The organism is Dyadobacter sandarakinus (assembly GCF_016894445.1).
GTDB lineage: Bacteria > Bacteroidota > Bacteroidia > Cytophagales > Spirosomataceae > Dyadobacter > Dyadobacter sandarakinus.
On the sequence record NZ_CP056775.1, the window covers coordinates 986,977 to 999,670 of the forward strand.

A 12,694-nucleotide genomic window follows, 5' to 3' on the forward strand; every position below is an offset into this window, starting at 1 on the left:
TTCCGGATCTATCCCAACTTGCAGCTCGTAGCTGGCCAGATAGGGGATGATACCTTTATGAAAGGGTTTGTGGGCTATGTAAGCCAGAACCACATTACCAACCTGTTCAATGAATCCTCTTTCGGCTTTGTAGGCATTAAAGACAGCCTGGAAGTGCAAGCTGCCAGCTTCATGGCCGGCACGCTAGCCTACTGCTACGACCAGAACCTAATTACCGAACAGCGCAGCAGCTTTGTGGAAGTGCTGCAAAAGAAATTGCTCTCAATCCGCTTCTGGCCGGAGCCCTTTGGCGAAAGCCAGATCGTGCCCCAGCTAAACGGTGCCGTATATGACCATACGTTGGCCACTTTAAGTATCAATCTGGCCAATGACTTCCTGCAAAGAAAATCGACTAACCCAGCTCCACAGGTGGTGGATCAGGTCACCTGTCTGGGGTACTTACTATTCCACTTTCAGCACATCAATGCTGCCCGCTACATCACCAGCCGTGAGCTGATGGAGCAGATCCGCGCCAGGCGCGGTGCCAGTGTCAACCTGCACTACTTTCAAACCAAGGTTATTGCGCCCCTACGGGTTGCGGGTGTGCTGATTGCCAGCAAACTCGCGCGGCTACAAGCTACCGGCCAGCGAGCAGGATCTGTATGACTTTGTAAGTCACAGCAACACGATCATAGAGCCGATGCTTTCACGGGTGAAGCGGTTTAGAGACCAGGTACATATGGCGTCAAATGGGAAGATCGATGTGCTGTCAGCCGAAGAGTATAGGCTAATCCGGAAGGTGTTAGAATAAGTACAAACCGGCTCAGCTTTGCTATGTGGCAATTACTCTAACTACACTCTTTGATGTGCCTTGTAGTAGGTTTGTGCTGCTGAGATAGCTTCCTGCTGGGTCCAGCCCCAAAATGTACCTGTAATGCAGGATTGCTTTCCTGGAAGAACCGTTGGCTTTTGAATCAAAGGGATGCCATCTTGGGGACCCCAGCATTCGAAAACTTCCCCATCGGGGCGAAGGATGATCTCGAAAGGCAGCTTGCCAAAACTTACCGGATCTTTGTAGCGGTCGATGTCAACACCGATTTCTTCTAACTCAGATCGTTCTACGAGTACTGGTTCGAGGGCATCCAGGATATAGCTACCGAGAATCTGCGCATATTCCCTGTTGCTGAAAGCCGCCTGTAGGACCTGAGTTTGACATCCAGAATAGACAACCCACGCATGGTTGGGGTATATGACCGGCTCAAGGGTTGAAGCAACCTGATTGCGCCAGGCCTTATACTCGGCAACAAGCCGGGTCTTGATTTCATCAGTGCTGTAGGTGTCTTTTACTGGTAAATGGGGTAATTTGTTTTCCATATACAGGTACTATAATATTGGATATGATACTTATTGCATTTATGTTGCACACTATACGAACTTAAAAAAGTGATACCAAAAGTATCATCATTCGGGTACCCAAGGTATCATGATTAGGATACAAATCAAATGATTTAGAAAATTCTTTGCCATTTGCTGGAAAAAGAGAGGTAACAGTTTACGGGCTTTTATAAGCGCAGTCCTAGCCTGAGCTTAATACCACCAGTCGGCTGTGCCCAGGCCTGTGAAGTGTCGTGTGGAGGCAACTTTGGAAGCATTACTGAAACCTCAAATTTGAGCCTGAAAGCATTAGATGGTTAAGCACGAAAACGTGTAGTAAATCCAGATTGATTCATGAATGCAGATTACGGTTGCCACATTGAGCCTGCCACACCATAATAGTGAGCTTAATTCCAAGCCTATACACGTGAGGGAAGTACTTAAAACATAGTTTTGTCAGGCAATTTTCAAGGATGTACTTACCATACAGAGCCAGTACGAAGCCAGCCTTAAACAAAATACCGTTATATGTCAGACTACCATCGCCGGAGAGATCTGTTGGTAAATCAATATATAGTTGACCATCAGCAGCTGTTACTTGTGCATGATGCAGAAATGACCATTATATTCGGCCAAGGCCGGGCGGCTGAGATGGAGCTACTTAGACGGCAAGCATTAGAGTGGATTGCTTTGTCCCTAGCTTTGGCCAACCAGCTGATGGCCCTTGACAAAGAGTTCATTGAATAGCCAAGCTATGGATCAATGCATGGTTTACTACCTGTATTGAGGCAAGCATTTTTTGGCCAATGGTTTGGCTATTGCACAATTTCTACACTAGCAATCATCGAAATTAGCTATGGCTAAGATTTAGGAATCGGACTATCATTGGATGTTGAATATTGACATCATGCAAGATGAAAGTCAGATTGCACTTCAAATACACCCATGCTGAAGAAAGTGCTACATCTGTCAGGTTCTTTAAAGATTTTGCCTCGATTACGATTGAGATGTCACCTCAGCTGATTCCAAGTCCTGACGACTCGATTTGTGTCCTTGGATTCTCTTTGAAGGGAGCACCCAAATATTGGTACGAAAGTAGATGCAGCCACTACGACAATTTAGTAAGCACGTTGGGCAGATTAGGAAAAGTTGAGTCCAGGAACTTTTATCCCAATGAGGTACACCTCGCCATGGCACAAAAATTGCTACACCAAAATGACTAACGGTCAATATATGAAAATAGGATCTAAACATCTTTCTAAACCCGACAGGGAACAGCAAATTGTTGACGCAGCAGACCAACTGTTAAGGGAAGTGGGCGTATATGACTTTACTATTGATCAGGTAGTGGCGTATTTAGATGTAGCAAAGGGTACCTTTTACAAATACTATAAAAGTAAGGATGACATCCTTGCGCAAGTGAGCGTTCAAGCCTTAACGATGCTGTTAGATTATTTTGAAAGAGCAGTAGCAAGCAAAACCGATTTACTTCAAGCTACAAAGGAGTTAATTATGTCTTGCTACGAATACTACATAGAAAATCCGCGGTACTTTGAGCTTATTATTTACATGGAAAGGCCAGAGTTCTCAAGCAATGTTGAAAGCTATTTAATGATCAGCCAAAGGTTACGAGATTACTTTACGGACCATATAGCAAAATGTCAACTGGAAGGTGTAATACGAAGAGACATCAATCCTATCTATTGTACTTACATGATATGGGGGAGTTGTATGGGATTAATGAACTTTATCGAGGCCAAGCGACTGTTTATTGAAGACATTGGCAAAATAAATCGCAAAGATTTGCTGGAAGTATATACAGAAACATTGATTGCTGGCATGAAGGCCTAACTTTTTGACAAAAAGTGACTATTAGTCGTTTTTGAGCAAGCTGGACTATATGCTAGTAATCAAGATCTAATAAGTAAGATTTTTGAATTTATATAAACATAGAATGCTATAAACAACCTAATCGCTTACAATTATGTTATTGGTTACTGGTGCTACCGGAGAAATTGGAAAAAAACTTTGTCAAGATTTAATTCAGGACGGAATACCATTTCGTGCTATGTGCAGGAAAGAAGAGCAACTTGAAAAGCTTAGGAAACTGGGCATGGATGCAGTATTGGGTGACTTTGTTGATCGGGAAAGCCTTAAATCAGCTATGCGGGGATGTACTTCTTTGTTTTTGGTTAGTCCACCTACCCAAAATCAGGTTCAATGTGAGAAAAATGCCATTGATATTGCTGGCCAAGAAGGAATTACCTATATCGTAAGAGTCTCTGCATCTGACGCAAATTTGAGATCCTCAGTACCCTGGGCAAAAGCCCATGCGGAGATTGACCACTATCTTCGTAATTCTGGTATTGAATGGACGATACTAAAACCTACCGCATTTATGCAGAATTTTTTGACAATGGCTCAGCCAATTGCAAAAGGCTACTTGCCGCAGGTGGGTGGAAAAGGACTGGTGGGTTATATTGATGCCAAGGATATTGGCATGGTTGCTTACAAGATTTTCAAAGAAGACCATCACAAAAAAGCTACTTATTATCTTAATGGTCCTGAGACATTAGAAATGAAGGATGTAGCTTTCAAAGTATCAGAAGCAATTGGGAGAAAAGTAGACTATGTAAACCTGCCTTCATTTGCATTTCGTACTTTGTTAAGAGCTACAGGAGCATCCCGGTGGTTAGCTAATGGACTTATCGAGCAGTATGCAGAAGTGGTTGCAAAAAATCATGACCATGATCTTGGTGAAGAAGTTTTTAGACTCACTAATAATCAGCCGCGTTCCTTTACGGAGTTTGCAAAAGAACATAAAGACAAGTTTTTGAATTTAAACTAAATTAAAGATCAATAGCTACTTTCAAATGATTATAGTAGTTTATTAAATAAAATAGGTAACAATCATCAAATGATAGTATCCACCTTTGCATTTTCACATTGGTCTAGCGCTTGCGCTTAAATGGATGTGAAAGATCGAATACAAGAAGCCCAAAATTTGAGAATTTACACCTGATTAAGAGAGTTGTCCATGAGTAATCATGGACAATCGCCAAATCTATTTTACAAATTTGAGATTTTAGAATTGATCAGTCTTTACTTTAAAGGTTACTAATTATAGTAAGTCCTAAAAGGTAATTAGAAGGCTTAGTTATGCTTGTTTGATCGAATTTGGCCGAACAGCTCGTTTCCAGTAATCACATATGGAATGAGGCTGCGCCTTCAATTCATCATAGTCCGATGCCTTTTTATAAAATCCCTGAACAAGGGAGAGATAGGCTTTTTCGACATCTTTCGGCGATACTATTTCGGAGAGAAATATGAATGGTATCGAAAGCCTGCGGATCTCTTCATCCTCGTTAATTTCTTCTCTTATCTCAAATCCATCTTTACCAGGAAGATAAAGACTACAAAGGATCAAAAATGGCTTTACTCGCTCGCTGCGCAAAGAGTCTATCAGCTGGGCTCCGGTATTGAGATTAATGACTTCGTTCGCACAGCCAATTTCTTACAACGCATCAGCGACCAAGAATTGGTCATCATCGTCTCCTCCTACATAAATTATTGGTTGATCATCCATCGTATGTTGTTTGCTGCAGTCTTACAAATTCCAGACCGAACTGCTACAAACGGTTACATACATATAAACAGGGCAATTAACCCATAGTAATGGGGGGTATGGTGTCAGTTTGTTGACAATGTTACCATGTCCTCAATCAAAGTTGTAGCCGCGGGCGATTGCTTGATCTCTGGCTTCTTCTGTCCAGCACAGGTATAGGCTTGGAAAACGCTGATCTGCCACATGCTCTGAGTTCCAGAAAAATGACACATATATGTTTAGAGCTCTTAGCTGAGTTATACAAGTTTGGATTGCAGGAGAACTAACGTTTTGAGAGGAGTAGGTAAAAAGCAGGTAAGCCTTTTCTTGAGCCTTAGCTTCTTCAATTGCCTTCAATACATGTCCTAATACTGCTTCTGATGAGGTTTGCATTAAAAGTTAATTACGATGCAAATATCGATCAAAAACTATTATGCAATATGCTGGTAACAATCATTAACAAGCCGAGCGTCTAAGAATCAATGTAGCTGATGATATCCTACCGGCAACCAGGGTCATTTCTAATATGTATTTTCTCTACTTTTGAACGGTATGGAAAGCTGCGTAAAGTAGTCCAGATTACAACCTTGGTTTTCGCATTGATCAGCTACTGATTGGTTACTCCTTGATTTCTCCAACTGGATTGCCGGACCATATGCTTCTGAATAAAAGACCCTGGGAAGTAAAATGCTGCATGCCTTGTATGGCCAGCGGCGAGGGTGCCAGCGGCAGCTTACCACCACGGTCAATGGAGTGGCCGGCACGGCCGGTATGCCAGAGTTGCGCTACAATCAGCCCACCCAGGTCGTGCACAGCCCGGGTCATCTTCTTCCAGCTTTCGATTTGTGGATCAGTGTAAATTCCCGGGTAAACGGACTGCCGGTAGCCTCCTCGCTAATCCGGATGGCTTCTGTGATGATCAGACCGGCACTTGCGCGTTGCATGTAGTACTCGACGGTCATTTCGCCAACGATCCCGTTGTTAGCTACACGACTTCTTGTCATTGCAGACATCACCATTCTATTCTTCAAAGCCAGATTTCCCAGCTGGGTTGGTTCCAGTATTTTCATTGTCGTAATGTTCAGGGTTAAATTTATTGATGACAAGCGGGGGCATACACCTCACGGGCAAACTTCCTCTGCGGTGGTGGCAGACGTTGTTGAATCGTCCAGATGTTGGTAATTCATGTAGCCGGTGCTGATCGCAGTACCCATTTCAATCAAATTGGAGACAAAATCAGCTGAGAGACCATTGCCCAGGAACACCTCTCTTACTTTGTCAACTGGCAGCTGGACATAGGAAAGGTCCGGTTTTCCGATCGCATTGCCGACAATGCCTGTCATTTCGGCATAAGTATAGTCCCGTGGTCCCATTACGACATGGACGCTCTTGCCACTGAAATCAAGGTTAGCCAAATGGCCGGCAGCTACTTGTACCACATCGCGCGTGGCTACCATCGGGATTGCATGGTTGGCAGCGGTAACGGTTCCATTGATTCCGGATTGTTTGACCATGCCGATCGTGCGCAGAAAGTTTTCCATAAAATAGGCAGATCGGATATGCAGCACATTAACACCTTCAAGCTGGTTGAGCCTGACTTCCTGCTCACCGGTCCCAGCCATGATGCCGTTACCCTCATGCATATGCGAGCCCAGACTGCTCATGTTGACGATATATCAAATGCCCGAGCGCTGAATTGCCGTGATCAATGTGCCGGTCACCTGCCGCTGGTATGCCCGCGTGTTTTCCGCTTTTACATTTTCCGGCAAGAGTACAAAGGCGCTGTCCACTTGGCCAAAAGCCTGGGTGAGCCGATCCTCATCGTTAATGTCCGCAGCGATTATTTCGGCTCCCTGCTTACGGTATCTTTCCAACTTTTCGGTATGTCTTCCTACCAGTGTGACCAGGTGACCTTCGTTGATCAATATGTGGGCAATTTTGCTGCCGATTGTGCCGGTAGCTCCGAGTATCACAATTTTCTTTTTCATTGCTTTTGTTGTTTGAGTTTGTTTCGTATGATACAAATGTCCCTGGTTACGGGAGCAAAAACTTGTATCAGATCACTGTTGTTCGATCACCACCTTACCTGTGTAGCCGCCCTGCTCGGCATAGTGGTAATCTTCTTTAAATGCAGTGAAGGGGAACACTTTATAAATCGCAATGTCAAGTCCTTTTGCAACGGCATTCAGCAATTCACCTGTGTATTTCGTGGATGGACTGGCCAAAATGATAACATGCTTTTTACTCCTGAGCAGGTTCATGATCAGGGAGGTTGGAATTTTGATTGGCTGGGGAGTAGGGTTGAGAAACAGGGATTGGGGCTTCATGATCTGCTTTGCATTCGCATAGCCCATTTTGCCCGAGAGGTCGATGACAATGTCGTAAGTTTCCTTACGGGTGAGCACTTCTTCTTTGCTGTAATCGATCACTGTATCAGCGCCCCACTTTTTTACAAATTCAATTCCGTTTGAGCTGGTAACCGCGGTCACATGGTCATCTTTCTGTTTGTGGAGTTGCAGCAGGATCATTCCAAACCCGCCGGTCGCGCCATTGATCAGCATGTTTGTGCCTGGATCGCTGCAGCCCATTTTTTCAAGGGCTGTTAATGCAGCCGTGCCCACCACGGGAAGTGCTCTGGTATAATATACCTTTCTCTGTCGTCTTGCGGAATAGTAGAAGCTGATCCGAAAAACCATAGATTGACTCGATAGGATTGTCAATTCTTAATCCAGGAAAAATTGCGCCTAGTAGCTAGCTCGGTTGGTTCAATAAACCAAATGGTAACATATGTAGTGTCTCCAAGTTGTGAATCCTCACCTACATGTTATTTGCTGACTCAGTACGTTTATCCCTGGCTTACACTAGTTAATGATCTACATTGATCGACATCCTTAAAAGGGCAGTTAAGCCTTTTCCACCCCATTTCTTCTTTTACTCAAGTTTAGCCAACAACATTTAAAAGTAGAAATACTTTTAAATATCACATGTAATTACTATTTATGTTTATGTGTGATACTACCAACAAACATTATACATTTTGATGCGACAATTTTATTCCTTTCATATGACTTTCCAGATCAAGCTGTTTTATGCTACCCTCTTGGTAACCCTTTTCTGTACTGGCTTGCAGACCCGAGGCCAGGTAAAATTTGTACAGCAACCGCTACCAACAGGCTTAGAATACACACCACAACCCGGAATTGGCTTTGTTCAGGTAGCTGATATCAATGGTGACGGCTTCCCTGATGTTCTGTATACGGCAACAACGGCAGGACCATTGGTTTACTTGCAGAATAATAATGGTGAATCCTTCAGCACCCCGGAGCTTAATCCCTTTGCTGACTTTATTTCATCTACCCCGCCGGGATTTGCATTAAATATTTCGTGCAGCATTGCTGATTTTGACGGCGACGGCGATCTGGATATATGGAACAGGTTACCTGGTGCCAGTAACGATAATTACTTACTCAATGACAAAGGTGTATACCACATCAGTCCAGTTCCACAAGGCATGGAATTTACATTGGGCGGTGTTGGTTTTGTCCAGGTAGCTGACATCAATGGCGATGGTTTGCCTGATATCCTATATACGGCAACACAAGGGGCAGCATTGGTTTATTTACAGAATAACAATGGTGAATCATTCAGCACTCCGCAGACAAATCCTTTCGCTGACTTTGTTTCATCAACCCCGGCAGGATTTGCATTGAATGTTGCAAGTAGTATTTCTGATTTTGATGGGGACGGCGACCTGGATATTTGGACCAGGGTTAATGGTAGTAATAACGATAATTACTTAAAAAATGATAACGGTATCTATCAGATCAGCCCGGTACCTCCCGGGATGGAATTTACATTGGTTGGTGTTGGCTTTGTCCAGGTAGCTGACATGAATGGGGATGGCTTACCCGATGTGCTATATACGGCAACACAAGGGGCAGCATTGGTTTATTTACAAAATAACAATGGTGAATCATTTAGCACTCCGCAAACAAATCCTTTTGCTGACTTTGTTTCTTCTACCCCACAAGGGTTTGCATTAAATGTTTTCGGCAGCATTGCTGATTTTGACGGAGACGGCGACCTGGATATTTGGAGCAGGCTCTCAAATCCGGGAAATGATATCTATATTTCAGGCTTGGGTACTGCTCCTGTACTATTATCTACAATCCCGGCCAGGAATGCATCCGATGTAAACATAGACGCTGATATCCTTTTGAACTTTGACGAAAATGTTTTTACTGGTTCAGGGAATATATCGATTGTAAATGCACTTACTGACCAGGTTTACGAAACTTTCCCGGCAGCAGGCCCACAAATTACCGGCGTCGGCACCAACACTATTACAATTAATCCGAGTACTAATTTAGCCATTAACACAAGCTACTATATCGTTATTAGCAATGGGGCATTGATTGATTCGGATGGCTTGATTGTGGGTACATTGGATCCTGTAAGGAAAGTAAGGAGATCATTTACCAGCCGTGATTTTTTGCCATTTACTACCAATGCTTCCCTGCCTGTTACACTCACTTCTTTCAATGTCGTCAAAACAGAAAACGCATTACTGCTTTCGTGGAAAACGGCACTGGAAATCAACAGTGAGCGGTTTGACATACAACGGAGTGCCAATGGTAAGAATTGGCAAAACTTAGCCTCCATAGCTGGTGCCGGCAGTAATAACACCCCGGCTTCATACGAGTTTAAAGACCTGGATCCGCTACAAGGTATAAACCTGTACCGGTTAAAGATTGTAGATCTTGATGGTATTTTTACATACAGCAGTATCCGGCAGATAACTTTCAATGAGCTCAATACAATGGCTGCTTTTCCCAATCCAGCTCAGGCAGTTACCACTTTACGCATGGGTAAGCAGTACGTAGGAACTAAGATGAACCTGGTCAATATGATAGGACAGACAGTTAAAACAATAAATGTTGACAATGAAATCGTGAATGTAGATTTAAGTGGTTTTTCACCAGGTTTGTACTTTTTAAAAGCCGGTAATGCAGTTGTCATCAAGTTGATCAAACAATGAACCCGAGCTATTTTCTACTACTTCTAAGAAATTGCAATATGTAAGTGCAGCTACTGATCAGCTAGGCCTCCTTGTTGTTGGACGACATGGGAGAGATTGAAAACAGTAAGGGTTATATAAAAGCATTACCCATTTAACATCATTTATTTGAAGGAAAAACGGTCATTTAGGCTCATTCTTGGTCATTTAAAGTAAGAACGGCCAATAAGAGTCTTGCTGAACCTTGGTACTATTTGTAAGTACCTCATTTTGAAGACGGAATAATTAAGCTGTAAACAACAAGGAGAAGAAGATATAGCCAAGTGCCGCTGTTTGTAGACACTTTTTTTAATGATTCTCAATCAAATGAAAGCAGGAATAATAGACTCCTCTATATTCTTTAAGGTCAGGGAGTGGCTGCCACTTACATCCGAAGCATTGTGATGTAATGTAAGAATTGAAAGATTTAAATCGGGGACGATATACAACACCTGACCTCCATAACCAGCAGCGTAGATTACGGGCAATACTTTGTCTTTAACCCGGAACACGCCACGCCACCATTGATATCCATATCCCCACTCCGAACTTGACTCATTTATCGGCAGAACAAATGCGGTAGATTCGGCGATCCACGATGTGGACACAATTTGCTTCTCATTCCACTTTCCCGAATCCAGTATCAACTGGCCGATCTTCAGCATATCCCGTGGCTTGAGGAACAATCCACCTCCTGTGTGAACTTGATCATTCATTGAAGTCCAGAAAAAGTCTTTAATTCCCAATCCTTTAAACAGGGATTGTTCTGCATATTTGTCCGCAGGCTTTCCAGTTACATTGGATAGAATACCCCCCAGTAAGATCGAAAGGCCGCTGTTGTATTTAAATCTCTTACCTGGCTTTTCCTTTTGATCCAAATTCCTAGCCAGGACATACCCATACATATCCTTGCTTTGGTTCATTAAAACAGCATCATTTTTTGGGTCGGTATAAGGAATGTCCTCATGCCAATCCAGTCCGGCCGACATCGTTAAGGCATTATACAGTGTGGGTTGTGGAACTTTCTCTTTTGAAGCCTTCTTGTGGGCCGGAAAGAAAGCTGTCAATGGTACATCCAGATTTTGGATCAGACCATCATCTTTTGCAATGCCAATCAGGAGCGACGTTACACTTTTTGTACAAGATTGTATACTATGGATTTTTTCCCGCTTACCTAAATAAAAGTATTCGTCAAGTAACAACTTCCCATTTTGGGCAACCAGCAGTGCATCCAGTCCATGATATTTGCCCTTCAAAATATTTTCAAAAAGATCATTTAATACCTGAGAATTTGTAGCCTGCATATTCATTGCGCCCACTTTCCAGCCATCACTGTTCACAGGTGGAACTTGATAGCTCCATTCTAGCAGCGCGCGATTTTCCTTACCAATCCTTGCTGGCCGCTGTGATGTCCAACGATCTGCTTTCTTAAAAATCAGCGTTTCGGGTTTGTGATCGGGTATATTGAGAAGTCCTCCTATCTCGGTTTTATTCTTCGAAAGATTACCTGTGAATGTCGCTCCTTGCCCCAAGTCCAGGAATATTGTTGAATCTGTTAGGTTTACACCAGACAATGTTCCTTCCGCCATTGTTTCTGGAATTTCAAATCTGCCGCTCCACGAATCAGAGAAGAGATTATGACGCAGCTCAACATCGAATGCGCTTTTCAAGTTTGCCACAGCCTCAAATTCAGTATGCCAGATTCCTACCACTTTTTGCTCATCAGTAGAACAGGCCAAAACATTTACGAAAAGTGTCAAACCTATGCCATATCTTGATATCCTTCTCAGCATAATAAATTACGAGACGTAGGTGATATTAGTTGTTGGTACTATATAAGATTGATAATATACAGCTTCTACACAAACTCTGTATAAACTAAAAATCTATCAGCGGACATATAATATTTTGCATTTCCAGCGGCGAGCTATGTGCAAAGTTTTTAACTCCTTATTAGCGTACGTGTAAATAGTCGTTTAAGCATGATTACAATTGACTATTTGATAGATAGCAAAATCCTCTTGTATATGCAGCAAGAACCGCCTTATGGTTCACTTAACAATTAGTAGACCAGGTTAAACTGTAAAGAGGGATGATATTTTTAACAGGAAGGAGAGGCTTACCAAGAAGCTTCTAAAACAGAGAATAACTTTATTCTCAGCAGGGTGGAATGTCTACTTTTGACGATATTCTTGTTCTGTGACTTCTTGTAGCCATATTACCCTTCCAGTCTCGGTATTAGGGGTAATGGCAATTTGCGTAAATCCGGCGTCGGGTGAAGCACCATGCCAGTGGGGTATATTTGGTGGACATTTGACGGTGTCACCAGCTTGAAGTATCTGTATGGGTCTGCCTTTTTCTTGATAGTAACCTGTTCCCCCGGTTGCCAGAAGTGCTTGTCCGCCAGGGTGGGAGTGCCAGTAGGTACGCGCGCCAGGTTCAAAGGTTACACTGCCTACCGGAATGTTGAATGCGCTGTCTGGCTGGATAAGCTGGGTGACCCATGCATTTCCGGTAAAATTTGTTGCTGGTGCCTTTTGCCCTTTTGGGAAAATAGTGCTTAATACAGTTGATGGTCTTGTTTTCTGCTGGGCGGCGACCAGTATACTTGTCAATGTCAAGCACATTGTTAGGCCCAACATAACTGCGCGTTTGCAGTTTTTCATTATTTGAAATGTTTG

At 43.1% G+C, this 12,694-nt stretch carries 14 protein-coding genes; 5 read left to right on the top strand and 9 right to left on the bottom strand.

The genetic code is table 11. From position 1 onward, the window contains the following. The first annotated feature begins 18 nt into the window (after window positions 1-18). Window positions 19-645, top strand: coding sequence for a hypothetical protein (locus HWI92_RS03925; RefSeq protein ID WP_204660877.1), 627 nt, complete (start codon window positions 19-21; stop codon window positions 643-645). Window positions 646-831: 186 nt separating this feature from the next. On the opposite strand, the gene HWI92_RS03930 is transcribed toward HWI92_RS03925, so the two are convergent. Beyond that, window positions 832-1,353, bottom strand: coding sequence for a hypothetical protein (locus HWI92_RS03930; protein WP_204660878.1), 522 nt, complete (start codon window positions 1,351-1,353; stop codon window positions 832-834). A gap of 528 nt (window positions 1,354-1,881) precedes the next feature. On the opposite strand from HWI92_RS03930, the gene HWI92_RS03935 reads away from it, so the two are divergent. The 3 genes from HWI92_RS03935 (at window position 1,882) to HWI92_RS03945 (ending at window position 4,201) form a co-directional block, all read left to right on the top strand. After that, on the top strand, window positions 1,882-2,100 hold the full coding sequence (locus HWI92_RS03935) for a hypothetical protein (protein ID WP_204660879.1): 219 nt from the start codon (window positions 1,882-1,884) through the stop codon (window positions 2,098-2,100). Window positions 2,101-2,586: 486 nt separating this feature from the next. Continuing rightward, window positions 2,587-3,204, top strand: coding sequence for a TetR/AcrR family transcriptional regulator (locus HWI92_RS03940; RefSeq protein WP_204660880.1), 618 nt, complete (start codon window positions 2,587-2,589; stop codon window positions 3,202-3,204). A 133-nt stretch (window positions 3,205-3,337) separates the two neighbouring features. Then, the gene (locus HWI92_RS03945; RefSeq protein ID WP_204660881.1) at window positions 3,338-4,201 is read left to right on the top strand and encodes an SDR family oxidoreductase; all 864 of its coding nucleotides are present in this window, start codon (window positions 3,338-3,340) and stop codon (window positions 4,199-4,201) included. An 870-nt stretch (window positions 4,202-5,071) separates the two neighbouring features. Here HWI92_RS03945 and HWI92_RS03950 read toward each other — a convergent pair. From HWI92_RS03950 to HWI92_RS03975, 6 genes are all read right to left on the bottom strand, one after another. Then, on the bottom strand, window positions 5,072-5,350 hold the full coding sequence (locus HWI92_RS03950) for a hypothetical protein (protein ID WP_204660882.1): 279 nt from the start codon (window positions 5,348-5,350) through the stop codon (window positions 5,072-5,074). Window positions 5,351-5,575: 225 nt separating this feature from the next. Further along, window positions 5,576-5,782 carry a hypothetical protein gene (locus tag HWI92_RS25395; RefSeq protein ID WP_262897686.1) on the bottom strand — a complete coding sequence of 69 codons (207 nt, stop codon included), beginning with the start codon at window positions 5,780-5,782 and terminating at the stop codon, window positions 5,576-5,578. Further along, window positions 5,779-6,027 carry an oxidoreductase gene (locus tag HWI92_RS25400; protein WP_204660883.1) on the bottom strand — a complete coding sequence of 83 codons (249 nt, stop codon included), beginning with the start codon at window positions 6,025-6,027 and terminating at the stop codon, window positions 5,779-5,781. Before HWI92_RS25400 ends, HWI92_RS25395 begins: the two co-directional genes overlap by 4 nt. Window positions 6,028-6,078: 51 nt before the next feature. After that, on the bottom strand, window positions 6,079-6,621 hold the full coding sequence (locus HWI92_RS03965; protein WP_204660884.1) for a Rossmann-fold NAD(P)-binding domain-containing protein: 543 nt from the start codon (window positions 6,619-6,621) through the stop codon (window positions 6,079-6,081). A 12-nt stretch (window positions 6,622-6,633) separates the two neighbouring features. Then, window positions 6,634-6,945 (bottom strand): SDR family NAD(P)-dependent oxidoreductase, encoded by a 312-nt coding sequence (locus HWI92_RS03970; protein WP_204660885.1) that lies wholly within the window; start codon window positions 6,943-6,945, stop codon window positions 6,634-6,636. A gap of 72 nt (window positions 6,946-7,017) precedes the next feature. Next, the gene (locus HWI92_RS03975) at window positions 7,018-7,653 is read right to left on the bottom strand and encodes a zinc-binding dehydrogenase (RefSeq protein WP_204660886.1); all 636 of its coding nucleotides are present in this window, start codon (window positions 7,651-7,653) and stop codon (window positions 7,018-7,020) included. A gap of 368 nt (window positions 7,654-8,021) precedes the next feature. Here HWI92_RS03975 and HWI92_RS03980 point away from each other — a divergent pair, with 368 nt between their 5' ends. Beyond that, the gene (locus tag HWI92_RS03980; RefSeq protein ID WP_204660887.1) at window positions 8,022-9,995 is read left to right on the top strand and encodes an FG-GAP-like repeat-containing protein; all 1,974 of its coding nucleotides are present in this window, start codon (window positions 8,022-8,024) and stop codon (window positions 9,993-9,995) included. Between the two features lie 341 nt (window positions 9,996-10,336). Here the strand turns inward: HWI92_RS03980 and HWI92_RS03985 are convergent, their stop codons facing one another. Then, a complete protein-coding gene (locus tag HWI92_RS03985; protein ID WP_204660888.1) occupies window positions 10,337-11,806 on the bottom strand; it encodes a serine hydrolase domain-containing protein in 1,470 nt (489 codons plus the stop codon). Between the two features lie 381 nt (window positions 11,807-12,187). Next, window positions 12,188-12,679 (bottom strand): cupin domain-containing protein, encoded by a 492-nt coding sequence (locus tag HWI92_RS03990; RefSeq protein WP_229248841.1) that lies wholly within the window; start codon window positions 12,677-12,679, stop codon window positions 12,188-12,190. Between the last annotated feature and the right edge of the window lie 15 nt (window positions 12,680-12,694).

What these genes read in the sequence shown, in the direction of transcription:
- HWI92_RS03930 (WP_204660878.1), bottom strand. Translation starts at nt 1,353, where the DNA reads ATGGAAAACAAATTACCCCATTTACCAGTAAAAGACACCTACAGCACT.
- HWI92_RS03935 (WP_204660879.1), top strand. Translation starts at nt 1,882, where the DNA reads ATGTCAGACTACCATCGCCGGAGAGATCTGTTGGTAAATCAATATATA.
- HWI92_RS03940 (WP_204660880.1), top strand. Translation starts at nt 2,587, where the DNA reads ATGAAAATAGGATCTAAACATCTTTCTAAACCCGACAGGGAACAGCAA.
- HWI92_RS03945 (WP_204660881.1), top strand. Translation starts at nt 3,338, where the DNA reads ATGTTATTGGTTACTGGTGCTACCGGAGAAATTGGAAAAAAACTTTGT.
- HWI92_RS03950 (WP_204660882.1), bottom strand. Translation starts at nt 5,350, where the DNA reads ATGCAAACCTCATCAGAAGCAGTATTAGGACATGTATTGAAGGCAATT.
- HWI92_RS25395 (WP_262897686.1), bottom strand. Translation starts at nt 5,782, where the DNA reads ATGACCCGGGCTGTGCACGACCTGGGTGGGCTGATTGTAGCGCAACTC.
- HWI92_RS25400 (WP_204660883.1), bottom strand. Translation starts at nt 6,027, where the DNA reads ATGAAAATACTGGAACCAACCCAGCTGGGAAATCTGGCTTTGAAGAAT.
- HWI92_RS03965 (WP_204660884.1), bottom strand. Translation starts at nt 6,621, where the DNA reads ATGAGCAGTCTGGGCTCGCATATGCATGAGGGTAACGGCATCATGGCT.
- HWI92_RS03970 (WP_204660885.1), bottom strand. Translation starts at nt 6,945, where the DNA reads ATGAAAAAGAAAATTGTGATACTCGGAGCTACCGGCACAATCGGCAGC.
- HWI92_RS03975 (WP_204660886.1), bottom strand. Translation starts at nt 7,653, where the DNA reads ATGGTTTTTCGGATCAGCTTCTACTATTCCGCAAGACGACAGAGAAAG.
- HWI92_RS03980 (WP_204660887.1), top strand. Translation starts at nt 8,022, where the DNA reads ATGACTTTCCAGATCAAGCTGTTTTATGCTACCCTCTTGGTAACCCTT.
- HWI92_RS03985 (WP_204660888.1), bottom strand. Translation starts at nt 11,806, where the DNA reads ATGCTGAGAAGGATATCAAGATATGGCATAGGTTTGACACTTTTCGTA.
- HWI92_RS03990 (WP_229248841.1), bottom strand. Translation starts at nt 12,679, where the DNA reads ATGAAAAACTGCAAACGCGCAGTTATGTTGGGCCTAACAATGTGCTTG.